Origin of the sequence: Myxococcus sp. AM011 (assembly GCF_013372595.1) — a bacterium.
Lineage (GTDB): Bacteria > Myxococcota > Myxococcia > Myxococcales > Myxococcaceae > Myxococcus > Myxococcus eversor.
On the sequence record NZ_JABXEM010000169.1, the window covers coordinates 1 to 25,392 of the forward strand.

The window sequence follows — 25,392 nt, forward strand, 5'->3', positions numbered from 1 at the left end:
CTCCTCCCCCGGCAATCAAGCCCGCCGACATGGTGGTGCCCCCGCCCGTCATCTCGGACGCGCCGCCGATGTCGGCGACGGAGGTGAAGCTGAGCGACATCAAGACGAGCGCGCGCTTCCTCTTCCAGTGCCTCTTGACGGGTGATGTGCGCAGCACCGCCAACGAGCTGTTCTACCCGTTCCAGCTCGAGGAGAAGCGCTTCGCCACGCCCGAGGAGCTGGTGGCCGCGTGGGTGAAGCAGCTGCGCCTCAAGCGCACGGACCTGGTCAACCTCTACGACGTGGAGGTGATGACGCTGGAGGAGATGGAGAAGAAGTACGGCAAGGCCCCCGCCCGGCTCGGGTTGGACCTGCGCAACATGAAGGACATCTGGGTCGCCGTGGGCAACCTCTCCGGCCGCGCCGGTGTCTTCCTCTACAAGCCGTACGGCGGCGAGTACCGCGCCTTCGCCTACACGGACTGAGCCCCACCCCGGCGACACCCTCTCGGGCCCGCCGGGGAGAAACGGGCCGGGGCTTCAGCGCAGCGCCTGGACCAGTTCGCCCAGCCGCGCGAGCCCCTTGCCGAGCACCTCGCGCGACGTGGCGAAGCTCATGCGGATGTACCCCTCCGCGCCGAACGGGTCTCCCGGCACGGCGGCGACGCGGAAGTCGTCGAGGAGGATCTCCGACAACTGAATGGAGCCCGTCACCGCCTTGCCCTTGTAGGGCCGACCGTAGAGCCCCCGGACATCCGCGAGCGCGTAGAAGGCCCCCTCCGGCATCCGGCAGCGCACGCCGTCCAGCGCGTTGAGGCCGCCCACGAAGTAGTCCCTTCGCGCGCGGTACTCCGTCACCATGGCGGCAATCGTGTCCGGCGGTCCCTGGAGCGCCGCCAACGCGGCCTTCTGGCCGATGGATGACGCGTTGGAGGTGGACTGGTCCTGCACCAACTGCATCGCGGACAGCACCGGCCGAGGCCCCGCCGCATAGCCCATGCGCCAGCCCGTCATGGAGTACGCCTTGCTCATGCCGTTGACGACAACGAGCCGGGGCACCAGGTCCGGCGCCACGTCGCTGATGCCCAGCCGCTCGCCCGTGTAGAGCAGCTTCTCGTAGATGTCGTCCGTGACGATGAGGCAGTCATGGCCGCGCACGGCGTCGGCGATGCCCTCCAGCGCGGCGCGCGAGTACACCGCGCCCGTCGGGTTGCCCGGGCTGTTGATGAAGACGGCGCGCGTGCGCGGGGTGAGGGCCCGGCGGATGGCGTCCGGGTCCGGCGCGAAGCCGTCCTCCTCACGCGTGGCGACGATGACGGGCGTGGCCCCCGCGAGCCGCACCATGTCCGGGTAGCTGACCCAGTACGGCGAGAAGATGAGGACCTCGTCCCCCTCGTCCAGCACCGCCTGGCAGAAGTTGTAGAGCGCCTGCTTGCCACCGGACGTGACGAGCACCTGCTCCGGCGTGAAGCGCAGCCCGTTGTCGCGCTCCAGCTTGCGGCAGATGGCCTCGCGCAGCTCGGGGATTCCCGCCGTGGCCGTGTACTTGGTGAAGCCGGCCTTCAGCGCGTCGATGGCCGCCTGCTTGATGTAGTCCGGCGTGTCGAAGTCCGGCTCGCCGGCCGCCAGGGCCACCACGTCCACGCCTTGGGCCGCGAGCGCCTTGGCGCGGGAGTTGAGAGCGAGCGTGGGAGACGGCTTGATGGCCTGGAGCCGACGGGCGAGTTTCATGCGCGAATGCGTAGCGCGGCGGCGCCGGCCCGACAAGTGCCTCGAAGCGGGCTACGTCTTCCGCGCGAACTTCGCCTTGAGCGCGTCGTGCACGTTGGGCGGCACCAGCCCCGTGACGTCGCCGTTGAACGAAGCGACCTCCCGAACGAGCTGGGAGGAGATGTAGAAGTAGTCCTCCCCCGTCATCATGAAGACGGTCTCCACCGTGGGCGCCAGCTTGCGGTTCATGTTGGCGAGCTGGAACTCGTATTCGAAGTCCGACACCGCCCGGAGCCCGCGGACGATGACGCTCACCCCTCGGCGCTTGACGTAGTCCACCAGCAGACCGTGGAAGGCGTCGACCTCCACCCTCGGGTCCTTCACGGCGTCGCGAATCAAGTCGCGCCGCTCGTCCTCGGTGAAGAGCGGCGTCTTCTTCGGGTTCACCGCGATGGCGACGATGACTTTGTCGAACATCTTCAGGCTGCGCTGAATGAGGCTCAGGTGCCCGTTGGTGAGCGGATCGAACGAACCTGGGTAGATGGCGACCGGCATGTGCCAGGGAGTCTCGAACGGCCCCGGATGCCGGTCAAGCAATGGTCAGGGCGCCCGGTAGAAGCTCACCAGGGTGTCGCCGAACCGGCGCTGGTCCTCCAGCGTCAGCCCCGCATGGGCATCCGGAGCGCTCTCCCTCTTGTCGTGCTCCACCACCAGCATCCCGCTCGGCGCCAGCAGCGTCGCCCCCGTCACCCCCTCCAGCACCGTCTCCACGACGCGCGCGGCATAGGGCGGGTCCGCGAAGATGAGCTCGAAGCGCTCGTTGCGGCGGCGCAGGGACTCGAGCGCTCGGACGACGGGCTGGGCGAGCAGCTCCACCTGGCTGGCGAAGCCCAGCGCGTCCGTGTTCTGCCGGCACAGGGCCTGGGCCTCCCGGTCCTGGTCCACCAGCACCACGCCACCCGCGCCTCGGGACAGGGCCTCCAGGCCCAGCGCGCCGGTGCCCGCGTACAAGTCGAGGACCTTCTGGCCGTCCAGGAACTGGCCCAGCACGTTGAAGATGGTCTCCCGGACGCGGTCCGCCGTGGGGCGGATGTGGAGCGACGTGGACTTGGGACCGGCGATGGCCCTGCCCTTCGCGGAGCCTGAGACGATTCGCATAGGCGGCCCTTCTACACCGCGCGGCGGCTACTCGCCCCGGTTCTCCGCGAGGAAGCGCATCACCGAGCCGCCCGTGCCCACCGCGCCCAGCGCGGCGAAGACCTCCGAGGCCTCCGCGAACGACAGCGCCTCCAGCCGCTCCCGCGCCTTGGGCTCCAGGGGTGGCAGGCTGTCCTCCAGCACGCTCAAGAGTTCCCCCGCCGCCACACCCGAGGCGGCCGCCTTCTCCTCCACGCTCGCGCGGAGGTCCGCGGACCAGGAGCCCAGCGCGAGCCGCTCGAAGGGGCCGATGCAGTCCACCTTGCGAGCGCCCGCCGCGACGTAGGTGGGCAGCGTCCGGGGAAAGCCCTCGCGCACGTCGCCCACGCACACCACCGCGCCGTATTCGGCGGCCAGGTCCACCACGGAGCGCAGCATGCCCACGTCCGGCTCGCCGCCGCCCAGGTCCCGCTCCGAGACGCGCACGAAGCGCACCGGCACCTTCCACTGCTTGAGGCCCTCCAGGAGCGAGCGGTACGCGTCCAGCAGGCCGCCGTGGCCCGGCGCCGGGGCGCTCAGCTCCAGGGACAGCTCCCGCTCCGTCACGGGGCCCGCCAGCGCGTTGACGGCCTCCACCGCGGCGTAGGAGTCCAGCCGCGACAGGTCCAACGACACCAGCGAGAAGCCCGCGTCCACCACCCGGAAGATGCCGTCGCCCAGTGGACCGAGCGAGTCCTCGTCCGCCTTCACCACGCGCACGGGCCCGGCCTGGAGGAACAGCGGGCGGGAGTGCTCGGCCTCCACGGCGGCCTCGTGCACCGCCGCGACGAAGCGCTCCGCCGCGCCCCGGTCCGCGGTGGGGTGCGGACACGCCAGGCCCAGGACGGTGTCCTCGGAGCGCGCCGCGCGCAGCAGCCCGGGCAGCGCGCCCTTGGCCTGGACGGGCAGGCAGGGCAGCGCCACCGGGACGCGCTCCAGCGCGCGCAGCGGCTCACGGGGGTTGAGCAGCGGAATGCGCGAGCCCGGACCCACTCGGGCCACCGTGTTGCCGGGTCGCAATGACAGCACCTTGTCCAGCACGCTCATGGGGCGCGGAGAATCGTCCGCGCACGCGTCCCAGTGCAAGGTGAAGCTTGAGGGAGCGTCCGTTGCGCTACGCGGCCCCCACCCGCGAGGGCAGGTCGGCCAGGCGCCCGCTCAGTGGACCTCGCCCAGGTGGGCGTAGGTCTCGCTCTCGATCTGGATGGTGGTGTGGTCGATGCCGAACCGGTCGAACAGGTCATGCTTCACCGCCGAGAGAATCTCGTCGTTGTTGCAGACCATGGGGTCCAGCACCACCAGGTGCGCGGAGAGCGCGTACACGCCGCTGGAGATGGTCCACACGTGCAGGTCATGCACCGCCGTCACCCCGGGCACGCGCAGCATCAGCTCCTTCACCTGCGGCATGTCCACGTGCGAGGGCACCGCCTCCATCAGCACGTCCACCGCGTCGCGCACCAGCCGCACCGCGCCCACGACGATGACCACCGAGATGACCGCGGAGATGATGGCGTCCACCACGAACCAGCCGGTCAGCGCCATGATGCCCGCGCCAATCAGCACGCCCACCGAGGACAGCGTGTCCCCGAGCACGTGCAGGAACGCGCCCCGGACGTTCATCGAGTGCGTGCTGTGCAGGAAGCCCAGCGCGCCCAGGTTGGCGACCAGGCCCACCGTGGCGACGATGGCCATGGGCCCCAGCTTCACCGGCATGGGCGTATGGAAGCGCTCCCAGGCCTCGTAGAGGATGAAGCCGGTGATGCCCAGCAGCAGCACCCCGTTGAGCAGCGCGCTCAAAATCTCCATCCGGTAGTAGCCGTACGTCTTCTTCACGTCCGCCGGCTTGCCCGCGAACCACAGGGCGACCAGGCTCAGGCCCAGCGCCGACACGTCCGTCAGCATGTGGCCCGCGTCGGACATCAGGGCCAGCGACTGTGTCAGCCAACCTCCCACAGCCTCCGCCAGGGCGATGGTCGCTGTCAGAACGAGCGCGAAAATGAGCCGACTGCGGTCTTTCCGTCGCTCCTCCGCCAACCCGCCCTTCCGAGGACCATGCCCATGCCCGTGCCCGTGATGATGGTGGCCATGGTCATGCCCGTGGTCGTGGTCATGCCCATGTCCTGCCCCGCGAGTGTGAGTGGAGGTAGTCACGGGAGAGAGGAGTGCGGATACAGGCCGTTCCTGAGGTATGAGAAGCGTGAAACACGATTCCGACGGCCCGGTTCCCTCCCCGGTGCGCGGGCCGGACGGAGGTAGGGATGGACTTCGAAAAGCACCAGAGCCTGCACACCATCATCATGCTGAGAGATGTCATCCGCAAGTGGTGGCAGATGGAGCTCTTCTTCGCGGACCGACACGGCGTGGTGCACGAGTGGCAGCGTGGGGACATTGCCCCGCCCCCCAATCCGTTCTGCCGCATCTCGCTCTTCTCGAAGGAAGGACTGCGGCGCTGCAGCCAGTCGGTCCGCGTGCTGCACGAGAAGTTCCGCGGGAACAAGAAGATGCGCCGCTCGCTCTTCCACGACTGCCACCTCAACTTCAGCATCGTGGGCGCGCCGCTCTACGTGGACAACGAGTACGCGGGCTGTCTCTTCGTCGAGGGCTTCGCCCGCCAGTTGCTCAACGCGCGCGACGTGGAGGTGCTGCGCTCGCGGCTGCTCCAGTTCGCCCCGCCCTTCTCGGATTTGGACCGCGCCGACGAGCGCGTGCCCGTGCTGGACGGCGCGGAGCTGGCGAAGCTGTCCGACCTGCTGGAGTTCGCGGCGCAGGAGATCGCCACCCACGAGTCGGAGATGGCGCGGCGCGATGAGCTGCCTCCGCCCCCGTCCCAGGAGGCGCTGGAGCGCTACCGCTTCGAGAAGATCATCGGCCGCTCCGGGCCGATGATGGAGATCTTCCGACTGATGGAGAAGGTGGCCAACTCCGACTCCACCGTGCTCATCAACGGCGAGTCGGGCACGGGCAAGGAGCTGGTGGCGCGCGCCATCCATCACAACGGGCCGCGCAAGGACCAGCCCTTCGTGGTGCAGAACTGCTCCGCCTTCAACGACAACCTGCTGGAGAGCGCCCTCTTCGGCCACACGCGCGGGTCCTTCACCGGCGCGCTGCGCGACAAGAAGGGCCTGTTCGAGGTGGCCGACGGCGGCACGTTCTTCCTGGACGAGGTGGGCGACATGTCCCCCGCCCTCCAGGTGAAGCTGCTCCGCGTGCTCCAGGAGGGCACCTTCCTGCCCGTGGGCGGCACGCACCACAAGGAGGTCAACGTCCGCGTGGTCGCCGCCACGCACAAGGACCTGGGGGAGATGGTGAAGCGGGGCGAGTTCCGCGAGGACCTCTTCTACCGCATCAACGTCATCCGCCTGCAGCTCCCACCACTGCGTGAGCGCCGGGATGATTTGCCCGTCCTCATCGACCACTTCCTGCGCAAGCACCACCGCGAGGGCCAGCGCACGCGGGGACTGGCCTCCGAGGCCCTGGCCATCCTCGGCGCCTACGCGTGGCCGGGGAACATCCGCGAGTTGGAGAACGAAATCGAGCGGCTGCTGGTGCTCGGTGGTGAGTTGGAGATGTTGCCCGCGGAGCTCTTGTCCAGCCGCATCCGTGACGCCGTCATTCCCGGCGGTGGCCCGTTCATCCCTCCGCGCGCGCACGGCCGGCTGCACGAGGCGGTGGAGGCGCTGGAGCGGGAGATGATCCACCAGGGCCTCGTGCGCACGCGCAACAACAAGAGCCGGCTGGCGCGGGAGCTGGGCATCAGCCGCTCCAATCTCATCTTGAAGATCGCCCGCTACGGGCTGGACCGGGGCCTGCCCGAGGACGAAGAGACGGAGGCCGAGGCATGAAGGCGGAGGCCGTCTACTTCCACCAGGACTACCTGCACGTCCCGGACGGCGCGGAGCTGTACTACCAGGTCACCGGCGACGGCGAGCCGGGCGTGGTGCTGTGCGACGGCCTGGGCTGCGACGGCTTCGCGTGGAAGTACCTGGCGCCCTACCTCTCCCGGCACCACCGGGTGCTGCGCTGGCACTACCGGGGCCATGGCCGCTCCGGCATCCCCGAGGACCGCGAGCGAATCGGGATGATGTACACCTGCGATGACCTGCAGCGGGTGATGGACGCGGCGGGCATGGAGCGCGCCGTCCTCTTCGGCCACTCCATGGGCGTGCAGGTGGCGCTGGAGTTCCACCGCCGCTACGCCAGCCGCGTGCAGGGCCTGGTGCTGCTGTGCGGCAGCTACGGCAACCCACTGGACACCTTCCACGACTCCACCGTGCTCAAGAAGATGTTCCCCACCCTCCGCAGGGTGGTGGAGCGCTTTCCCGAGCAGTCCGCCCGGCTCATCCACGCGGCGCTGCGCACGGAGCTGGCGGTGCAGCTCGCCATCACCCTGGAGATGAACCGCGAGCGCATTGCCCGCAATGATTTAGCGCCCTACTTCGAGCACCTGGCCCGCATGGACCCCGTCGTCTTCGTGCGGACACTCGACTCGCTGTCCGAGCACTCCGCCTGGGACCACCTGCTCCACGTGGACGTCCCGTCGCTCGTGGTCGCCGGTGAGCGCGACAAGTTCACCCCGGGCTGGCTGTCCCGGAAGATGGCCTCCCGGATTCCCGACGCGGAGCTGGTCCTCATCCCCGACGGCACCCACACCGCCCCCCTGGAGGCCCCGGGACTCATCGAGGTCCGGGTCGAACGCTTCCTCCGCGAGCGGCTGGGCATGCCCTCCACCGCCAGCTCTGGGGACTCACGGGCACGGAATTCCTCCACGGCCCGTTCCTGAGAGTGACACCGGGGTGACGAGATGCCCCGGATACCCGGCCTTTAGCCCGTCGGGAGGGATGTACCCCCTGACTGAACGTCCGGGGAGCGTCCGCGCTCATTGCAGGAGCCGCACTCACGGCATATAAGCCCCCGCCTTCCGGGTTCCGGTGGGGATCGGGAGACCTGTCCACAACGCGGCTTCCCCCCCGCCATTCACCTCAGTTTGGTTCGTATGATTCCTCGCGAAAACATCCGTAACGTCGCCATCGTCGCCCACGTCGACCATGGCAAGACCACGCTCGTCGATCACCTGCTGCGGCAGGCGGGCACTTTCCGTAGCAACGAGCACGTCGCCGAACGGGTGATGGACTCCAACGACCTCGAGCGCGAGAAGGGCATCACCATCCTCGCGAAGAACACCGCGGTCAGCTACAAGGGCATGCAGATCAACATCATCGACACCCCGGGCCACGCCGACTTCGGTGGTGAGGTGGAGCGCGGTCTGCGCCTCGTCGATGGCGTCATCCTGCTGGTGGACGCCGCTGAAGGTCCCCTGCCCCAGACGCGCTTCGTGCTCACCAAGGCGCTCGCCATGGGCCTGAAGACGGTGCTGGTCATCAACAAGATCGACCGTCAGGACGCGCGCGCTCCCGAAGTGCTGGATCTGGTCTACTCCCTCTACATCGACCTGGGCGCGGACGATAAGCAGCTGGAGATGCCCGTCCTGTACACCGTGGCCCGTCAGGGTCAGGCGTCGACGTCGCTCGACGTGCCCGGCAAGACGCTGGAGCCGCTGTACGACGCCATCATCAAGCACATCCCGCCCCCGGCCGCGTCGGAGGAGAAGACGCCGCAGTTGCTGGTGGCGAACCTGGACTACGACGACTACGTCGGCCGTCTCGCGGTGGGTCGCGTGCAGGCCGGTCGCTTCACGCCGAACATGCCCGTCGCCGTCGTGCGCGAGGGTGGCAAGGTCGAGCAGGGGAAGATCGTCAAGCTGTTCGGCTTCTCCGGCCTGAAGCGCGTCGAAATCCAGGACGCGGGCCCCGGAGAAATCGTCTCCATCGCCGGCATCGAGGACGTGTCCATCGGCGACACGTTCGGCGACCCGGAGAAGCCCGTGGCGCTGCCGCGCATCACCGTGGATGAGCCCACGATGATGATGATCTTCAAGGTCAACGACGGGCCGCTGGCGGGCAAGGAAGGCAAGTTCGTCACCTCCCGCAACCTGCGTGAGCGCCTGTACCGCGAGGCCTACCGCAACGTGGCCGTGCGCGTGGAGGACACCGAAACGCCTGACGCGTTCCGCGTCGTCGGCCGTGGCGAGCTCGCGCTGGCCGTCATCATCGAGAACATGCGCCGCGAGGGCTACGAGCTGACCGCCTCCAACCCGGAGCCGATCACCAAGCACATCGACGGCGTGCTGCACGAGCCCATGGAGCTGGTGTTCTGCGACGTGCCGGAAACCAGCGTCGGCGTCGTGACGGAGCGCATGGGGCCTCGCAAGGGCCGCATGTCGGACATGGCGCCGCTGGGCTCGGGGCGTACCCGCCTCCAGTTCCGCATCCCCGCTCGTGGCCTCATCGGGTTCCGCTCGGAGTTCCTCACGATTACGCGCGGTGAGGGCATCATGAGCAGCCAGTTCGACGGCTTCGAGCCGTGGTTCGGCTACATCCCGAAGCGGCAGAACGGCGCCATCGTGTCGGACCGCCTGGGCGACACCGTGCCCTACGCGCTGTTCAGCATCCAGGAGCGCGGCTACCTGTTCGTCCCCGCCGGCATCACCGTGTACGAGGGGATGATCATCGGCGAGCACGCTCACCCGTCCGAGCTGAACGTCAACTGCTGCCGCGAGAAGAAGCTCACCAACATCCGCGCCGCCGGCCGCGACGAGAACGTCATCCTCGTCCCGCCCCGCGAGATGGGGCTGGAGAAGGCCCTGGAGTGGATCGCCGACGACGAGCTCGTCGAGGTGACGCCCAAGTCCGTGCGCATGCGCAAGAAGGCGCTGGCCGTGGGCGAGCGCTACCGCGCCGAGCGCGACCGCAAGCGTGAAGAGCGCGCTGCCGACGCCGAGTAGTCCCGACGCCGGCTTCAGGCCGGTGTAGAAAACACCGAGGGCCCGTTCCCCTTCATCTGGGAGCGGGCCCTTCGTGCGTCCGGGCTCAAGGGGACGGGCGGGTCCGAGTCACTCGCGGCCTGCGGGCTCCTGCCTCGGGGTGCTTCTCAGAACGTGTACTTCACCTTCGGGAAGATGGCGAAGGAGGTGATGTTGGGGCCGATGACGTAGCGGGCCAGCAGGTCCGCGCCCACGGAGAAGTGGTCCATGCCCGTGGCGTACTCCAGCCCCACGCCCACGCCCGCGTTGGGCGAGCTGACGGCGCGGCCCGGGTCGCCCTCGTCCGGGTCCACCGGCGCCGGGTCCATCCGCGTGTAGCCCGCGACGAGCTTGGGCGTCAGGTACAGCCGGTCCATCAGCCGCACGTGGTACGCGGCCGTGACGTCCAGGAACTGCATGGTGAAGTTGTCGGAGAGCGCGCACGTCTCCGTGCCGGGCAGGTAGCCCGCGAAGCAGTTCTGCGCGGACGAGCCCATGCCGAAGTGCGCGCCCAACGAGATGCGCTCCGTCAAGTCGTAGCCCACCCCGAGCTGCAGGTAGGTCTGCGCGTTCGAGTAGGCGTTCTCCCCGCCCACGGTGAAGAACACGCCGATGTTCGTGTCCGTGTAGAAGCCGCGGCGCGGCTGAAAGTCCACCCCTTCCGGGGGCGTGGCCGCGAGGGCCGGAGACGACAGCAACACAAGCGCGGCAACCAGCTGGGACTTCTTCACGGGTCCTCCCCACGCGGCGCCCTCCCGGTCCAACCGGAAGTGGCGAACGACGTTAATGACGCCCCCCTCACTTCGGCAATCCGGGGCTGAAATGAAAGTGGCGTGGACCGTTCCGTCCACGCCACTTGAGAGACAGTCAGGCACTCTCTACAGCGCTCGCGTCCGCTACCCCTCGCCCTCGGAACCCGCCGGCGAGAACATCCACGGATACGTCACCGCCACGACACCGCCACCCTTGGGCTCCGGGAACTTCCAGCGGCGGATGCGGGAAATCATGCACTGCTCCGCCTTGGAGTTGCCCAGCGTCGACTCGGAGATGGTGGCGTCGGAGACCGCCCCCGCCGGGTCGATGGTGAAGGCCACCGCGACCTTGCCCGCCAGACTCGGCTCCTTGTTCAGCTCCGACTCGTAGCAGTACTTGATTTCATTCTGGTGGCGCCGGATGACCTTGGCGATGACGTCCTTGTCCAGGCCGCCCACCACCGTCGTCTTGCCAGGAATCACCTTGGTGATGGACTTGCCGCGGCCACCCAGGTCGATGCCACCCGAGCCGCCCGCGCCGCGTCCGTCACCCTTGGTGCCCAGGCCGCCGATGCCCATGGCCGTGCCACCACCGCCGGTGCCGGCGCCACGCGAGCCCAGGCCACCCACGCCCTGAGCATCACCCATGGCCGCGCCACCCTTGAGGCCACCCAGCGCGTTGTTCAGGCCGGTGCCGAAGCCGCCGGGACCGAACACGTCCGAGGCGCCACCCTTCATGCCCTTGAACGCGCCCAGCAGGCCGACCTTGCCCACCACCTGGCGGTCCTTCTCCTTCTTCGACTTGTCGACGACGGGCGTGCCGGGCTTGGACGGAGCCGCCTCCGCCTGCTTCGCGTCCTCCTTGCCGAACTTGCCCTCCTCGTCCTTCGCCTTCGCGCCCTCCTCCACGCCCTGGAGCTGGAGCTTCTTCGCCTCGAGCTTCTTCTCCGGGGTGACGAGGAACTTCGCGACGCGCTGCTGGGACTCGAAGATGTCGTCGTGCGGCGCCCGCTCCGCGCGCGGCGTCAACGCCATGGCCAGCACCACCGCCACGGCCGCCATCAGGCAGATGGTGGTGATCTTGAAGAACGTGTAGTCCGCCTCCACCAGCGCGTTGGCTGCGATGGCCGGCGACGGCTTCACGTACCGCGCGACGAAGGCCACCGTACCGAACGACACCTCGACGCGGTCATGCAGGCCCAGCTTGAAGACCTGCTCCTTGTCCTCCGCCGTCCCGGTGAGCTGCCCCGCCGCGCGCAGCGCGTCCTTCGACTTCACGTTCCCACGCTCGGTGACGATGGCGCCCGAGCCCGCCGGCACGTGCACTTCCAGCACGTCCCCACGGCTCACCGCCAGCTCGTACCGCTTGCCCACCGAGGGCGCATAGACGTGGAAGAAGTTCTTCTTCCCCTCGCCGATGGTGACGGGGACGCCGTCCTTGAAGTGCTGCACCGACAACAGCGTGTCGCCCCACAGCATCGACACCTGGAGCACCTTCTCCCGAGCCGTGGGCATCGCCTCCGGCGGGAGCTGCTCCTGCAGGTGAGGAAGCACCGCGCGCCGGGGCGCCACGGTGACGGGCGGCGCGTGCGGCACCGGAGCAGGACGTTCCACGCGAGCCGCCGGAGGCGGAGGTGGAGGCCCCACGCGATTCACCGCGGGCGGTGTCACGCGCTCGGTGCGCAGTCCGCCCACGGCCTGGGCCGGGTTCGGACGAGGGCTCGTGAAGACGAACCCTCCTTGCGTGGTGCCGCCTCCCGCCGAGGGAGGTGTCACCACCTGAGGCACCGCCATGGGCACCGGTGTCGGCGCCCGCTGGGTGACCGAGCCCTGGAAGCGCGGTCCCGATACCTTGGCCCCCGCGGGAGCCTGGCGCTCGGGTGGGTCGCCTCCAAAGAGGACCTCCACCCGCGTGCCGCCCACGCGAAGCACGTCCCCGGGTTTGAGTGGCGTGGGGATGACCAGCTTCTGGCCGCTCACCTCCGTGCCACCCTCGCTCCCGAGGTCGATGGCCGTTACCGAGCCATCCTTGTCTACCTTGAGCATCACATGGAGATTGGAGACCCGCGGATCCTGAATCTTCACCGCCGCTTGGGCGCCCGACCCCACGATAACGCTCTCCGCCTCCGAAACGGTTTCCACCGTGGAGCCATCAGGCCCCGTGATTCGAAGGGTCAAGCCGTTTTTCTTCGCCGCCGCCATGAGGATTCTTCCTTCTTCCCTTCCGCTCCCGAAAACGCCTGACCGCCGCCGCTAGAGGTTGTCGACTGACTTCTGAAGCTCCGGGTCGAAGTTCTCCCGGACCTTGATGAGGCTCTGGAAGTCCGTCTTCTTGCGGTGGAGCACGTATGAGCCTTCAGGCTTCGTCAGCTCGCCCTCCACCGCGACATCGGTGAAATCAATCACAGTCTTCTTCCGGAAGACCGTGCGGTCCTCCTCCTGGATGACTTTCACCGTGTCCTTCGATGGGCCCTCGTCCTGCGCCACCGCAGCCGGCGCAATGAACAAGAGCCCCACCACCGTCACCGTCGATGCCAGACGCCTCATACCCAACCTCCTGTTGCTTCCTCGGGTGTGACAGCGGGTTCTCGAAGAGGTTCCCGCGAGTCCTTGCACGGGGCGATCCAAATCCAAGTCCCTGAATCCTATGGAACTTGCTCGCCGCCTTCCACGTGGGGGCCTGGAGGATGGAAAAAACTTCCCCCCTGCCCTGTCATCCCTGCCGTCCTACTTCGTGGGCGCGGGAGCCGTGCCCTGCCGCGCCGGAGCGCTCGCCCCCTGGGGAGCAGGCACCGGCGCCGGAGCAGGCGCCCCCGTGCCCTCACCGCCCGGCTGCGCGGCCTCCGCGGGCACGGTGCCAGCGGGTGCGGCGGGCTCGGTGCCAGCGGGCTCGGCCGACGTGCCCTCGGCGGCCTCGGAGCCCTCCTCCACGGGCGCGCCTTCGTTGGGGGCGGCCTCCTGCGGCGCGTTCGCGTCCTGCGGGAGTTGGTTCAGCATGGAGCCCGCACCGCCGGTGGCTTCGTCCTTCTTCTCGCCTTCCGCGCCCGCGGTGGCGGCCTCGGGAGGTGGGGCCTTGAGCATGTTCTGCAGGCCCGTGACCTTGGCGGTGATCATCTGCCGCTCTTGTTCAGTGGTGGACTCCAACGTCTTGCAGCGGTCCAGGAAGGCCACGGCGCGCTCCCAGCCCGCGCGATCCGCGGCGAAGGCCCAGCCCGCGCCACACACGGCCTCGGGCAGCTCCGCGCGTTTGGCCAGCACCTTCTCGAAGGCCTCGCCGGCCGCGATGCCCTTCTTGGAGTCGCGCCCCTTCTGTCCGTCCAGCGCCCAGGCCAGCGACAGGTGCGCCTCGGTGGAGTCCGGCTCCAGTTCGAGCGCGCGGGCGAAGGCCTTCTCGGCACCGGCATAATCGCGGTAGCTGAGCGCCAGCGCGCCGAGGTTGAGGTAGCCCGGCGCGTACTTCTCGTCGAGCGACACGGCCTTCTGGAACTGCGCGAGCGCGCGCGGCCGCTCATCGAGCTTCAGGTAGACCATGCCCAGCAGGTTGTAGAGGGACGGGTCCTTCTCCGAGTGCTTGCGCGCGGTGCCCACCAGCAGCTCCGCCTGACGGTACTTCTCGCGCGCGTAGGCCACGTAGGCCAGGTTCTTGTACGCGCCGGGGTTGTCCTTGTTGCGCTCCAGCACCTTGCGCGCGGTGGCCTCGGACTCGTCCAGCTTGCCCAACTGCCGGTACGTCGCGGACAGGCCATTGAGCAGCGCGGCGTCATGCGCGCGGCCCGGCGTCTTCAGCGCCTTCTCGAAGAGGGCAATCGCGTCATCGCCCCGCTCCTGCGCGCGGTAGACGTTGGCCAGGTTCACCACCGAGGGCGTATGCGCCGGCTCCAGCAGCAGCACCTTCTCGTAGGCGCCGCGCGCGTCGTCCACGCGGCCCTGGCGCTCGGCGATGACACCCAGGTTGAACTGCGAGTTGAGGCTCTGCGGCGACTTCGCCAGCACCTTCTCGAAGCCCTGACGAGCGGTGTCCAGGTCTCCAGCTTCATACGCCTGGATGGCCTGCGCGAACGTGTCAGTGGCGTTGGTCTCCGTCGGCGCGGGCTTGGAGGGCGTCGCCGAGGCCGCGGACGCGGAGGGCGCCTGCGTCTCCGGCATCGCGGAGGGTTTCTGCTGAGGACCCGTCGCGCAGCCGGCGGTGAAGGCCAGCGAGCCGACGACGAACGAACGGAACCATTTCATCGGCATCTTTCCCGTGGAGATCTTCGAAGTGTCGCGAGTCATGGCCGCACCTCCAGCACCGCGGCCGTGGGTGCCTGCGTTCTGTCGTCCGAGGCGGGCGGCTTCGGAGCGCCGTCCTGGGGCTCGGCGGGAGCGGCGGGCTGCTCCGGGTTCGTCGCCGGCGTGGCGGTGGCGCCCCCGGGACCTCCCGGCTCCTTGGCGAGTTCGGCCGCCACGAGCGAGTCGCCGCCGCGGTAGCCCACCTGCTTCACCTGCGCGTAGGCGCCCGGGTGGAAGCGGTTCACCTGGTCCTGCGCGGCCAGCGTCCACGGGCCGTAGAGGCCCAGCTCGTAGGACTTCTCCAGCGCCTTCTCCAGCGCCTCGTTGGCCTTGTCCTCCAGCGGCAGTGCCAGGTTCTCCAGCTCCGAGCGGTACATGCCGAGCTGGTCCTCGTCGAGCCCCGTCGGGTCCGGCGAGTCCATGATGTTGCGAGCGAAGTCCGCGTACGCCAGGCCGATGCGCGTCAGTGCGGCGATGCCCCACTCACCCGAGCCGGTGGACAGCACCGCGAGGTACTCCTTCTCGATGCGCTGGATTTCGCGCTGCTTGGCCGTCAAATCCCGGCGGATGGTGCTCACCCGCGTGAAGCGGATGTCCGAGTAGCGCTTCCACGAGGGCTCCAGCGCCAGGAAGCGCGCGTGGGCGTACGCGTTGAGCGTCGCGTCCTCCTTGCGCACCGCCTCGGGCAGCCGGCCATACGCACGCACCAGCTCCGCCTGCACGCGCTCCTGCTCCCGCGCGTTCTTGAGCTGCTGCCACGCGAGCAGCTCGTGGTAGCGCGCCAGGTAGAGCTGCGCGGGCGTCGCACGCGAGTCCCGTCCGTAGCCGTCCGCGAAGGTGCCGAAGGCCCGAGCCGCCTCGCTCCACTTGCGCTCCTTCTCCCAGACGAGCGCGGCCGAGTAGGCCACCTGCGCCACGTCCTTGCGCTCCTTGAAGCGGGCCACGTAGGCGTTGTAGGCGGCAACGGCCTTCTGCGCCTCGCCAGCGCCCTCCCACCACACGCCCGCGTTGAACTGGGCATCCGCCACCCAGGCCCCCGCCTCGGCCACCAGCGCCTTGCGCTCGGCGGCCTTCTGCGTGCGACGCGAGTCAGCGTCCTCCTCGCCTCCCGGAGTGTCGCTCTTCTTCGCCGTCGTCTTCGCGCGGGCGTCCTTCGCCTTCTTGCCCTCGGGCTCGCTGGCCTTGAGCGCGGCGTCGTAGTCGGCGACGAAGGACTCGGCCAGCGTCGCGGCCTTGCGGTAGTCGGCGACCTTCTCGTAGAGGCCCGCCAGCGTGTAGCGCGCCTTCAGCTCGAAGGGGCTGCGCGGGTACTCGGCCAGGACGCGCTCACCGGCCTCGATGCCGCGGTCCAGTTCGCCCGCCTCCTGGGCGATGGACATGGCGTAGACGAGCGCGCGGTCGGCGTTCTCCGACTTGGGGAACTCCTTCACGAACTTGAGGAACTCCTCGGCGGCCTTCTTCGGGTTCTTCTCCTGCTTGTAGACGACCTCGTCCACCCACTTGTAGTGGCTGCCCTCGACGACGCGACCCACTCGAATCGCGAAGTCGGAGCCGGGCTTGGACAGCTTCTTGTTGTCGAGGAACTTGCGCGACAGCGTGGCCAGCTCCAGCCACTCCTGACGGCTCTCCAGCACGTACATGGTGAGGTCGGCGGCGTCACGCGAGCGCCGCTCCTCGGGGAACTTCTCGATGATTTCACCGAAGCGGCGCGCCGCGTCCACGAAGTGGCTGCGGTCGTAGAGGATGACGGCCGCCTGGTAGCGCAGGTCGATTTCGTCCTGCGTGTCCGGATAGAGCTTCACGTACGTGTCGCACGCGGCGACCAGCCGCTCCTCGAACTTCGTGAGCGACTCCTCTTCCTTCTCCTTCGCGTCGCGCTTGACGATCTTCTGCCGCGCGACGTCGCCCTTGTCCTTCTTCTCGTCGACCTTCTGACCGTCCTTGAGGTCGCTCTTCGCGAGCTGACCGCGCTCGATCTTCACCAGCTTGTCGTAGGCGAGGATGGCGTTGAACGAAGCGCTCTTGCGGTAGCTCTCGCTGGAGACCTCGCGCGCGGAGTCGCGGTCCGGAATCTTGAACGCCACCACCGCGTCGTACTCGGCGGCGGCGGCCTGCCACTCCTCGAGCGCCCAGAGAATCTCCGCGTAGAAGAAGCGGAGGTTGAAGGCGGAGTCCGCCACGAACTCCGGGTTGGAGCTGGAGGCGAACGCGTCCACGTACTGCTTGTAGATGTCGCGCGCGAGCCGGTACGTCTCCACCTGGCGCGTCTTCTGCGCCTCCTGGTGGTACTCCGTCACCATCACCCGCATCGCCTCTTCCGTGACGTTGAAGGCGTTGCGCAGCACGGGGGCCTTGCCCTCGTTGGCCTTCCACCACTCGCCACCCGGGCTGTAGAGGTCCACCATCCGCTTCATCTCCTTGCGGACCTGCTGCCGCTGGCGGAGACCCTCGAAGGCGCGGACGACGGCCTGCTGGTATTCGGGCGCGCTGACGCCCATGGGCTCGTCGTCGACGAGCGTGCGGTAGAGCAGAATCGCGCTGTCGAAGTGGCCCGCGTCCACCAGGCCCGCCGCCGTCTTCGCGATGAGGCGGCCCTGGCGCTTCGCCGGCGCCTTCTCGCGGAAGTAGGAGATGGCCTGCTTGGGCTGATCCAACTGAACGTAGAAGACCGTCAAGTCGTTGAGCGCCTCGGTGCGCAGGTCGCCGAGCTCCGGCTGCTTCGCGGCGTAGTCCACCACCTCGTGGAGCTTCTTCAGGCCCGCGTCGTAGTCACCGGTGTTGTAGTCGCACCAGGACAGCTTGTAGACGGCGTAGCCATAGATCTTGGGCACCCCGGAGTCGCGGGCCTTCTCGTAGTTGGCCTTGGCGGGGATGAGCTTGTTCGACTCGAAGTAGTGGTTGCCGAGCTGGATGTACGCGTCCGGCACGAACTGCGAGCGGGGGAAGTCCTTGATGAGCTCCTCGTAGCGGGCCACGGCGTCGTCGCGCCGGCCCAGCTCGTAGAGGTTGTAGCCCATGGAGAAGAGGACCTCGTCGCGCTGCGGGTACTGCGGATAGCCGCGGAGGATGTCCTCGTAGATGCCCATCGTCTCCGTGCGGTAGCGCTCGCTCTCGCGATGGTCCTGCTTGGGGGCCTCGCCCTTCTCGCCCCGCGCCTGCGCCGCGTCGAACTTCTTCTCCTCCGCGAGGAAGCGGTCCATCTCCAGTTGGTAGAGGTACTTGGACTTCTCCCAGTACAACTCCGACAGGCGGTAGAGCATCTCCGCCTTCTGCGGGTTGCCGTCCTGGAGCTTGGGGATGAGGCGCTTGAAGGCCTCAATCGCCTCGTCGCGCTTCTTGTCCGCCAGCGCATTCTTCCGCGAATCCGCGATGCGGGGGATGTCGGCGAACTTCGCCGTGGCGGGCTTCACGCGCGCCGGCCCGCGCCGCACGTCCTCCGGCGCGACGCCGGGCGGCGGGGCCTCCTTCGCCGCCTCCGCCTTCTTCGCCTGGGCGCCCTTCTTGCCCTTGTCCGCCGCACCAGAGGTCTTCGACGCCGACGTCGCCGCGGGCTTCTTCACCGCCTTGCGCGCTGGCGCTTCCGCCGCCTCTCCCACCCCGCCGCCAGTAGCGAGCGCAACGCCCACCGCCAGCGCACCGAAACGAAGCACCACCTTCATGCGAGCTCCCGACTGTGAAGCCGCCCCGACCACCGAGCAGCCGTTCGCCCGGGCACGAGGGACGAACGAAAGTAGACGCGCACTCCACGAATGAGAAGTGGTGTGGAACGCCTCTTGCGACAGGGTTCACGCTCCCGACAACGACGAAGGGGACCACCTCGGCACCTGATGTGCGCCAAGGAGGTCCCCTCGTGGACGATGTCCGGGCAGCCGTGGCCCATGGCGTCACGGCTGTTGTTGCTCGGCTGTCTTCGCCGGGCAGCCGCGCTTCAGCGTGTACTGGTAGTAACCAATCTCGTCGATCCAGAACTCGCCCTGGAACTTCCAGTAGTTCCACGCCGCGCCCGGCATCTTCGGCCGGTACAGCGACTGGCGCGTGAGCAGCGCCTTCTGGTCCACGCCCGCCTGGAGCAGGTCCTTCTCGTCCAGCGCCGTCTGCACGCGGATGATTTCGGCCTGGTCGGAGAAGGTCCGCAGGTTGTCCGCCGCCTCGCGGATGCGGCTGCGAGCCAGCGTGCCGCCCACCTGGAGCAACGTGCCGCGCACGTCCTCGAGCGAGGCCACCGTCTGTTTCGCCAGGGGCGTTCCGCGCCAGGCGCCGCCGCTCAACTCCTTCTTCTCCTCGTCCAGCTTCGCCAGCACGCGCATCACCTCGCGGATGCGCTCGTTGTTGCGCAGCCACAGGTAGACGGGGCGCGGCAGCCGGCGGTTCTCCGCGGCCACCAGGTTGTAGGCCTGCACCAGGTCGCTGTCCTCGGCGGTGAAGGGCTCCAACTGCTTGGCCATGGGGCCATACAGCTCGTCGAAGGCCGCCAGCGTCGTCTTCACCTCGTCGTAGAGGCACGAGTAGTAATAGACGGTCGACTTGAGGATCCACGACTCGGGCTGGAAGGCCCCGGCGAACTGCGGCGCGTGCAGCGCCTGGAGACTGCCGAGCGATCCACCGAAGTCCTCGTTCTGGAAGCGCGCGAAGCCGTTCTCGAAGAGGGCCTGGTCCCAGTAGCGCGTATACCGAGGCACCTTCTCGTAGGCGACGGTGGCCTCCGCGTACTCGCCGCGGCGGTAGTGCAGCCGGCCCAGGCCGATGAGGGCCAGGTGCTGCGTCGCCTTCAGCTCCACCTGCGGCTCGTTCGCCGACAGCGACGCGTTGAAAGCGGCCAGCGCCTCCTTGTCCAGCGTCTCGCCCTCGCCGGGACGCCCCGGGAAGCGCGGGTCCGCGAGCACCACGCCCAGCAGGTAGCGCGCCTTCGCGTAAACGCGGCTGTCCTTGGGCACCGCCTCCAGCAGCGAGCGCGCCTCCTCGAAGCGCATGCGGCGCTGGCTCACCGTGCCCACCAGGTAGTTGATGCGGGCGAGGACTTCCTTGGGCAGCGTCACCCACTTGTCCCGCACCTCCTCCGAGTACGCCTGGTTGAGGATGCTGGGGATGAGGTTCTGCTCATCCAGTTGCTGCTGCATGTCCACCAGCCCCTCCACCGCCTTGAGGTACGAGGGGTGCGAGGGCCCGGCGTTGACAATGGCCGCGTAGGAGATGAACGCGGAGACGGGCAGGCCCTTCTTCGCCAGGGATTGCGCGAGGTAGAACTCCGCCTTGCCCTGCGTGTCCGCGTCACCGCCTGACTCCGAGGCCTGGAAGAAGAGCGGCGCGGCGGTGTCGTAGTCCCCCGCGTTGAAGGCCGCCAGCGCGCGGTTGTAGCCACCCGAGTCCTGCTGGGCGGCCACCGCGAACGGCGCCAGGACGACGAGGATGTGGAGCAGTCGTTTCATGGCGAGTCGTGCCTTCATGGGCGCAATCAGAAGAGGAACGAGAAGCCTGCGTAGAAGCTGATGTTGTTGAGGACGTCGGAGGACGGCTCGGCCACCAAATCCCGGCCGAGGATGATGTCCTCGCGGTAGTTCTTCTTCGTCTTCGGGTCCACGCCGTCGAACTTCTCGTATTTGCAACTGCTACTGAGTGGCAGCGAGCCGAACTCCTGGCCGCTGGCGCGCGCGGCCTCCAGTTGCTCGAAGTCCGCCAGGTTGCAGCCGTCCACCTTGTCCACGCGCGCCGTGTAGATGAGGTCCCTCACTTCCAGGCGCAGCGCGTACGACTCGCCGAACTGGAGGCGGAACCCGCCGCCCACCGAGCCCAGGAACTTGTTGCCGGTGCCACCGAAGCGCGCCGGGACGTTGTAGCGCTGCCCATCGACTTCGTTGGCCACTTCGGGACGGATGAGGTGCCGCGTGGAGCCCACGCCCGCGCCGCCGCTCAGCACCAGGCTGAACTGCGCCAGCTTGTCGTCGAGGAACGCGAACTTCCCGTACAGCGGCGTCACCTCAACGCCCGCCTGCGCGCCCCAGACGAGCAGCAGCGACGAGGCCGCCTGCGCCTGCTCGCGCACCTTGTCGATAAGCTCCAGGTTGAAGTCGCTCTCGTTGGTGTGCCAGTTGTACTGGCCCGTCACCTGGACCGCGAAGTTCTCCTGCAGGTGATAGCTGTAGTGCAGCGCCGTGCCCGCGTGGTTGGTGTACTTGCCGTTCACCTGGACGACGGCCGGGTACAGCGCCAGCTCGTGCTTGCTCTCGTCCGCGAAGCGCTTCTTCTGGACGATGTGCAGCGACACGTTCGGGTTGTAGAGCGGCGCGCCATTCACCAGTCGCTGCTCCTGCACGTCCGTGGTGCGCGGCGCCTCGTCCGAGGAGGCCAGCACCGGCGCGTCGTCCGGCGTCACTGGCGCGTCCACGTCGCGCTCGGGCACGGGCTCTGACACCACGGGCTGCTCGTCCTGCGCGTCATCCATGGGCGCGAGCGCGGGCTCCACCCTCGGCGCCTTGGCGGCCTCCGAGGGGACGGTGGGCTCCGGACGCGACGTCGGCGCGCGAGGCACCTCCGGCTTCGGCTCCGGGGGCCGCGCGGGCGGCGGAGGCACGGACGTCTCCGCGCCCGGCCCGGGCACGGACGGAGCCTCTTCCGCCTGGGCGAGCACGACGGCGGACGGCGGGAAGCGCGGTGGGGCGGCCTGGGCCGCCGCCGCGACGAGGAGCGCGAGGGACAGAATCGGTCGCATGGTTTTCAGGAGTCCCTAGAAGGAAAAGGTGTAGCCGAGGTCGAACTGCACCAGGTGCGTGAGGCCGGGACTGGAGGCGACGTCACCCGTCACCCGCCCCGCCTCCCAGTCGTCGCGCACCAGATTCACGCGGTAGTTGTCGCGGAACACCCAGTCGCGCAGCTCCAGCCGCACGCCGTGCTTGTCGAGGATGAAGAAGCGGAAGCCCACCGCCGCGGACACCACCGGCGCCACGCGCGTCTCGCGCACCCAGTAGTTCTCCGACGCGGAGCCGCGGTCCTCCAGCGAGGTGCGGTTGTCACAGACGCCCAGCTCCCGGTCCACCACCTGCGAGCACTGGATGACGGAGTTGCGCTGGAAGCTGCCCACGCCACCTCCCGCCCAGACGTACGCCTGGAAGTGCGCCGGCAGGTCGGACACCAGGCTCAGCTTTCCGTAGATGGGCGCCCAGCGGATGCCCGCGACGCCGTGGAGGTTCATCTCCCAGAGGTCCTCGAGCTCGTCGGTGACGCGCTTGTCCTCGCGCGCCAGGAAGCTCTCGGAGATGGAGCGCGCCAGGCCCGTGTGGCGGCTGGCCGCATAGCCCGCGCGCGCCTCCACGGCGAAGGTGTTGAAGAGGTTGTAGGCGACGCCCGCGGTGAAGAAGTAGTGCGCCGTCAGGTTCGACTGGACGGGCAACCCCACCCCCAACGACACCTCCAGGTGGCCACCGGGCTCGTACAGCCGATTGCGGACGACGACGTTGTCGAGGACGGCCTCGTCATCCTGCGCGGCGGCCCCAGTGGCCGCCAGCCAGACCAGCAGTGCAGCGAAGACGCGAAGCGTGCGTGCGTTCATGGTTCCTGCCCGGCCCAAGGAGATGGGCCGCCGTGTGCGGGAGTCCAAAGCCTCCCCCATCCAGGGCGCCTGCGTCACCCGACGCCAGGTCCCTTCGTGGCGCATCCATGTGCGCACGGCTTCCACTCACGACAAGGCATTCGGGCCACGAGGCGGAATTATTTTCACCCCTGGGCAGCCGCGCCGCCCACCGGTCAACGTTTCAGGGCGCCCAAACGCCCACGCCCGGGCACGACGCGGGCCGCGGCTTCCCACCGGGGGCACACCCGTGCCCACTCCGGCTCAGCGAAACCCGCAAAAGAAAACGCCCCGCCCGGATGCCCGACGAGTCGGGCCCGGAAGCGGGGCGTCAGGAGCGCTTCAGGAGAAGACGCTCAGCAGCGGATCAACCGCGGCGCGCGGCCTTGTGCTGCTCGCGCATCGCCACCTTGATGCTGGGGCGCAGGAAGACGATGGCGTTGTTGTGGCCGGGGACGGCGCCCTTGACCAGCACGAGGCCCTTCTCCAGGTCCACTTCGACGACGGTCAGGTTCTGCGTGGTGACCTGCTCCACGCCGTAGTGACCCGGCATCTTCTTGTTGGGGTAGACGCGGCCCGGCGTCTTGCGCTGTCCGATGGCGCCCGGGTGACGCTGATACTCGTGCGTACCGTGCGTCTTGGTCTGCGAACCCTTGAAGCTCCAGCGGCGCATGACGCCGGAGAAGCCACGACCCTTGGTCACGCCCGTGACGTCCACGAGCTGGCCCTTGGAGAAGAGGTCCGCCTTGACGGCGTCGCCGACGTTGAAGGAGGTGGACTCCTCCACCGTGACGCGGAACTCCTTCACGTGGCGGCGATACGGGACGTTGGCCTTCTTGAAGAAGCCCCGCTCGCACTTGTTCAGAATCTTCTCGCGAATCTCACCAAAGCCCAGGGTGACCGCGGAGTACTGATCCTTCTCCGGGGTACGCTTGCCCACGACCTGGCAGGTGCTCACGTCGATGACCGTCACGGGAACGAGGTTGCCCTCGTCATTGAACACCTGGGTCATCCCGATTTTCTTGCCAATCAGACCCTTCACGTCGTCCTCACACTGCCAGCGCGCGTAGGCGCGGAAAAACCCAATAAAATCAATGATCTGGCCCGCAAACTACACTGCGGTCCCCGAGAAGCGGCGCAATGTAGCAGACATACCCCCCACGTCAAGCACTACGGGCGGGGGAGCGCCTCACTGAGCGCGATCAAGCCTTGGGTAGAAGGCGGCGAGCTGCGCGTCAGCGATTCGCTGAGCGTACACGTCCTCGCCCAACAGGAACAGCGCTTGATCCAGATAATCCTCGGCGGCCTTCACCTGTTCCTCCAACGTGGCGATGGATTGATCCACTTCCGCCATGCGCCGGTCGTGCTCGGCCAGCCGGACCTCGGCCTCGTCCTCCATCTCCAGCAGGCGCTTGTGGGCCAGGATGCCGGCGGAGCCGGGCTGCCCGGGCTCCGGGGTGAGGGCGGTGGACAGCCGCTCGTCCAGATCCTCGACCTCCCGGCCGAGCCGCATCTGCGTCAGTCGGTTCTTCTTGAGGTTGGTGCGAGCGACGTCGATGCGGGAGACGTCCTGCCGCGTCAGCTCCATGTCGGAGATCTTCGCCTCCAGCTTGAGGAGGCCATCGGCGGCGTAGCGCAGCTCCGCGCGCTTGGTGGCGAGCGTCTTGCGCAGGTCCTTCACCTTGCCGTCGATGGCATCCACCGCCTTCTTCCACTTGCGGACGGAGGCCTGGAGGCCGACCTTCTCCGCTTCCTGCTCGTCGAGGAACGCCTGATAGGTGGCGTCCTCGTCGTTCATCTCCTGCTCGAACGCCGCCAGTTCGTCACGGCGCGCCACCACCGCCTCCTCCGCCTTGTAGACGCGGTCCATGGAGCGGGGGCAGTTCGGCTTGCCCGGGAGTCTGTCCCGGGCGAGGTCGCCGAGCTGAAAGATGAGATCGTCGTAGCTCTCCTTCGCCATGGGCGGATTTCTACGCCCAAAAAGCCGGGACTGTCACCGGGAGAGCGAGCGCCCGACGCTCGTTTTCAGGAGTCGGCGGGCGCGGCGGCGGCGGTGGAGCTGGCCATGGTGGTCGCGGCCAGGGGTCCTTCGGCCAGGGCGAGCAGCTCCCGGGCGCGATCCTGCTCCTCGGTGCGGTTGAGCTCGCAGACCCACGCGGAGGACAGGTCCGCCTGCTGCCGGGCCAGCTCCGCGGTCGTCTCGTAGCGCGCGGCGGAGGCTCGGGCGAAGGCGCCCTCCCGCCGCAGCTCCTTGAGCGTGTCCGCGTCCAGTTCAATCTCCTCTGGGGGCACCGGCAGGGGCCCCCGTCCCAGCGCCGCCAGTCGCGCGAGCAACCGCGAGGCGTGCGCTCGGCAGAAGGCGGCGAGCACCATCAGCCTCGCGCGGACCCTCGCATCCATGATCCGCTCGGCGAGCATCGTCATCCGCCGGGCGGAGACGACCTCCGCCTCCCACGCGGCCGCCAGTGCCGCGGCCAGCCGGGTATGCCTCGCACCCATCTACGTCCCCCGATCCCTACCCACTTCGAGCCCAACGTAGGGATGGGTGTCTCCGGATTCAACCGAGTGCGCGCTCGACCATCCAGTAACCACCAGCCGCGAGGATGCACACGGACAACACTCGCACCGCCCCCCGGTGCAGCCCGGGCCTGCGCTGGAGCATGCGCAGCGGCGGCAGCAACACCACCACGACAATCGCCTGCCCCAGCTCCACGCCCAGGTTGAAGCCGAGCAGCCCCTTCACCACCGAGTCTCCCAGGCCATAGCCCGCCAGCACGCTCGCGAAGCCGAAGCCGTGCACCAGCCCGAAGAGGAAGGTGATGAGCGCGCGGTGGCGGTGCTCCTTCAGCACCAGGTTCTCCGCCGCCACGTAGATGATGGACGCGGCGATGGCGGCCTCCACCCAGCGCACCCGGCCCTCGTCGAGGACTATCCAGCCAAGCGCGGTGGCCCCCAGCGTGAGCGAGTGCGCCACCGTGAAGGACGTCACCAGGAGCAGCACCCGCTTGAGCCCGCCCCCCACCAACAGCACCGCCAGCAGGAAGGCGAGATGATCCACGCCCTCGAAGATGTGGCGCAGGCCCAGCC

At 68.4% G+C, this 25,392-nt stretch carries 20 protein-coding genes and 1 pseudogene; 4 read left to right on the forward strand and 17 right to left on the reverse strand.

Annotation, left to right across the window (positions count from 1 at the left end; genetic code table 11):
* Positions 1 to 464, forward strand: a pseudogene (locus HUW62_RS29935) (hypothetical protein); the annotation flags it as partial.
* 54 nt (positions 465 to 518) lie between these two features.
* Here HUW62_RS29935 and HUW62_RS29940 read toward each other — a convergent pair.
* The 5 genes from HUW62_RS29940 to HUW62_RS29960 all read right to left on the reverse strand — a co-directional run bounded on the left by HUW62_RS29940 (position 519) and on the right by HUW62_RS29960 (position 5,015).
* Positions 519 to 1,709: a pyridoxal phosphate-dependent aminotransferase gene (locus HUW62_RS29940; protein WP_163870477.1), complete on the reverse strand. Its 1,191-nt coding sequence runs from the start codon at positions 1,707 to 1,709 to the stop codon at positions 519 to 521.
* A gap of 51 nt (positions 1,710 to 1,760) precedes the next feature.
* The gene (gene coaD, locus HUW62_RS29945; protein ID WP_163870476.1) at positions 1,761 to 2,243 is read right to left on the reverse strand and encodes a pantetheine-phosphate adenylyltransferase; all 483 of its coding nucleotides are present in this window, start codon (positions 2,241 to 2,243) and stop codon (positions 1,761 to 1,763) included.
* A 45-nt stretch (positions 2,244 to 2,288) separates the two neighbouring features.
* Positions 2,289 to 2,846: a 16S rRNA (guanine(966)-N(2))-methyltransferase RsmD gene (gene rsmD, locus HUW62_RS29950; RefSeq protein WP_176436350.1), complete on the reverse strand. Its 558-nt coding sequence runs from the start codon at positions 2,844 to 2,846 to the stop codon at positions 2,289 to 2,291.
* Between the two features lie 27 nt (positions 2,847 to 2,873).
* Positions 2,874 to 3,911, reverse strand: a complete 1,038-nt coding sequence (locus HUW62_RS29955; RefSeq protein ID WP_176436351.1) for a hypothetical protein — start codon at positions 3,909 to 3,911, stop codon at positions 2,874 to 2,876.
* A gap of 111 nt (positions 3,912 to 4,022) precedes the next feature.
* A complete protein-coding gene (locus tag HUW62_RS29960; protein ID WP_163870473.1) occupies positions 4,023 to 5,015 on the reverse strand; it encodes a cation diffusion facilitator family transporter in 993 nt (330 codons plus the stop codon).
* 107 nt (positions 5,016 to 5,122) lie between these two features.
* On the opposite strand from HUW62_RS29960, the gene HUW62_RS29965 reads away from it, so the two are divergent.
* The 3 genes from HUW62_RS29965 (at position 5,123) to typA (ending at position 9,705) form a co-directional block, all read left to right on the forward strand.
* A complete protein-coding gene (locus tag HUW62_RS29965) occupies positions 5,123 to 6,706 on the forward strand; it encodes a sigma 54-interacting transcriptional regulator (RefSeq protein ID WP_176436352.1) in 1,584 nt (527 codons plus the stop codon).
* Positions 6,703 to 7,644: an alpha/beta fold hydrolase gene (locus tag HUW62_RS29970; protein ID WP_176436353.1), complete on the forward strand. Its 942-nt coding sequence runs from the start codon at positions 6,703 to 6,705 to the stop codon at positions 7,642 to 7,644. Before HUW62_RS29965 ends, HUW62_RS29970 begins: the two co-directional genes overlap by 4 nt.
* Positions 7,645 to 7,857: 213 nt before the next feature.
* Positions 7,858 to 9,705 carry a translational GTPase TypA gene (gene typA / locus HUW62_RS29975; RefSeq protein WP_163870470.1) on the forward strand — a complete coding sequence of 616 codons (1,848 nt, stop codon included), beginning with the start codon at positions 7,858 to 7,860 and terminating at the stop codon, positions 9,703 to 9,705.
* Between the two features lie 146 nt (positions 9,706 to 9,851).
* Here typA and cglE read toward each other — a convergent pair whose 3' ends face one another.
* The 12 genes from cglE to HUW62_RS30035 form a co-directional block, all read right to left on the reverse strand.
* The gene (gene cglE, locus HUW62_RS29980) at positions 9,852 to 10,454 is read right to left on the reverse strand and encodes an adventurous gliding motility protein CglE (protein WP_163870469.1); all 603 of its coding nucleotides are present in this window, start codon (positions 10,452 to 10,454) and stop codon (positions 9,852 to 9,854) included.
* 165 nt (positions 10,455 to 10,619) lie between these two features.
* Entirely contained in the window at positions 10,620 to 12,677 is a 2,058-nt protein-coding gene (locus tag HUW62_RS29985; RefSeq protein ID WP_163870468.1) for a TonB family protein, read from the reverse strand.
* 51 nt (positions 12,678 to 12,728) lie between these two features.
* A complete protein-coding gene (locus HUW62_RS29990; RefSeq protein ID WP_163870467.1) occupies positions 12,729 to 13,022 on the reverse strand; it encodes a hypothetical protein in 294 nt (97 codons plus the stop codon).
* A 180-nt stretch (positions 13,023 to 13,202) separates the two neighbouring features.
* Positions 13,203 to 14,747, reverse strand: coding sequence for a tetratricopeptide repeat protein (locus HUW62_RS29995; protein ID WP_176436354.1), 1,545 nt, complete (start codon positions 14,745 to 14,747; stop codon positions 13,203 to 13,205).
* Complete coding sequence (locus HUW62_RS30000) at positions 14,744 to 18,403, reverse strand: tetratricopeptide repeat protein (RefSeq protein WP_176436355.1); 3,660 nt, start codon at positions 18,401 to 18,403, stop codon at positions 14,744 to 14,746. Before HUW62_RS30000 ends, HUW62_RS29995 begins: the two co-directional genes overlap by 4 nt.
* A gap of 225 nt (positions 18,404 to 18,628) precedes the next feature.
* A complete protein-coding gene (locus tag HUW62_RS30005) occupies positions 18,629 to 20,170 on the reverse strand; it encodes a tetratricopeptide repeat protein (RefSeq protein ID WP_176436356.1) in 1,542 nt (513 codons plus the stop codon).
* Positions 20,171 to 20,196: 26 nt separating this feature from the next.
* A complete protein-coding gene (locus HUW62_RS30010) occupies positions 20,197 to 21,450 on the reverse strand; it encodes an outer membrane beta-barrel domain-containing protein (RefSeq protein WP_176436357.1) in 1,254 nt (417 codons plus the stop codon).
* 15 nt (positions 21,451 to 21,465) lie between these two features.
* Positions 21,466 to 22,287, reverse strand: coding sequence for an outer membrane beta-barrel domain-containing protein (locus HUW62_RS30015; RefSeq protein ID WP_163870462.1), 822 nt, complete (start codon positions 22,285 to 22,287; stop codon positions 21,466 to 21,468).
* A 385-nt stretch (positions 22,288 to 22,672) separates the two neighbouring features.
* Positions 22,673 to 23,347, reverse strand: a complete 675-nt coding sequence (gene rplC, locus HUW62_RS30020; protein ID WP_163870461.1) for a 50S ribosomal protein L3 — start codon at positions 23,345 to 23,347, stop codon at positions 22,673 to 22,675.
* Positions 23,348 to 23,494: 147 nt separating this feature from the next.
* Positions 23,495 to 24,265, reverse strand: a complete 771-nt coding sequence (locus HUW62_RS30025; RefSeq protein ID WP_163870460.1) for a hypothetical protein — start codon at positions 24,263 to 24,265, stop codon at positions 23,495 to 23,497.
* 65 nt (positions 24,266 to 24,330) lie between these two features.
* Positions 24,331 to 24,804 carry a hypothetical protein gene (locus tag HUW62_RS30030; protein WP_163870459.1) on the reverse strand — a complete coding sequence of 158 codons (474 nt, stop codon included), beginning with the start codon at positions 24,802 to 24,804 and terminating at the stop codon, positions 24,331 to 24,333.
* A 58-nt stretch (positions 24,805 to 24,862) separates the two neighbouring features.
* The coding region (locus tag HUW62_RS30035; RefSeq protein ID WP_176436358.1) for a HupE/UreJ family protein at positions 24,863 to 25,392 on the reverse strand (530 nt) is incomplete at its 5' end.

Excerpts from the sequence above, each read along its gene's own strand:
- HUW62_RS29955 (WP_176436351.1), bottom strand. The coding sequence starts at position 3,911 with ATGAGCGTGCTGGACAAGGTGCTGTCATTGCGACCCGGCAACACGGTG.
- HUW62_RS30030 (WP_163870459.1), bottom strand. The coding sequence starts at position 24,804 with ATGGGTGCGAGGCATACCCGGCTGGCCGCGGCACTGGCGGCCGCGTGG.
- typA (WP_163870470.1), top strand. The coding sequence starts at position 7,858 with ATGATTCCTCGCGAAAACATCCGTAACGTCGCCATCGTCGCCCACGTC.
- HUW62_RS29965 (WP_176436352.1), top strand. The coding sequence starts at position 5,123 with ATGGACTTCGAAAAGCACCAGAGCCTGCACACCATCATCATGCTGAGA.
- HUW62_RS29970 (WP_176436353.1), top strand. The coding sequence starts at position 6,703 with ATGAAGGCGGAGGCCGTCTACTTCCACCAGGACTACCTGCACGTCCCG.
- HUW62_RS30025 (WP_163870460.1), bottom strand. The coding sequence starts at position 24,265 with ATGGCGAAGGAGAGCTACGACGATCTCATCTTTCAGCTCGGCGACCTC.
- HUW62_RS29985 (WP_163870468.1), bottom strand. The coding sequence starts at position 12,677 with ATGGCGGCGGCGAAGAAAAACGGCTTGACCCTTCGAATCACGGGGCCT.
- HUW62_RS30015 (WP_163870462.1), bottom strand. The coding sequence starts at position 22,287 with ATGAACGCACGCACGCTTCGCGTCTTCGCTGCACTGCTGGTCTGGCTG.
- HUW62_RS30010 (WP_176436357.1), bottom strand. The coding sequence starts at position 21,450 with ATGCGACCGATTCTGTCCCTCGCGCTCCTCGTCGCGGCGGCGGCCCAG.
- coaD (WP_163870476.1), bottom strand. The coding sequence starts at position 2,243 with ATGCCGGTCGCCATCTACCCAGGTTCGTTCGATCCGCTCACCAACGGG.
- HUW62_RS29940 (WP_163870477.1), bottom strand. The coding sequence starts at position 1,709 with ATGAAACTCGCCCGTCGGCTCCAGGCCATCAAGCCGTCTCCCACGCTC.
- HUW62_RS30000 (WP_176436355.1), bottom strand. The coding sequence starts at position 18,403 with ATGAAGGTGGTGCTTCGTTTCGGTGCGCTGGCGGTGGGCGTTGCGCTC.
- rsmD (WP_176436350.1), bottom strand. The coding sequence starts at position 2,846 with ATGCGAATCGTCTCAGGCTCCGCGAAGGGCAGGGCCATCGCCGGTCCC.
- HUW62_RS30005 (WP_176436356.1), bottom strand. The coding sequence starts at position 20,170 with ATGAAACGACTGCTCCACATCCTCGTCGTCCTGGCGCCGTTCGCGGTG.
- HUW62_RS29995 (WP_176436354.1), bottom strand. The coding sequence starts at position 14,747 with ATGACTCGCGACACTTCGAAGATCTCCACGGGAAAGATGCCGATGAAA.
- HUW62_RS29990 (WP_163870467.1), bottom strand. The coding sequence starts at position 13,022 with ATGAGGCGTCTGGCATCGACGGTGACGGTGGTGGGGCTCTTGTTCATT.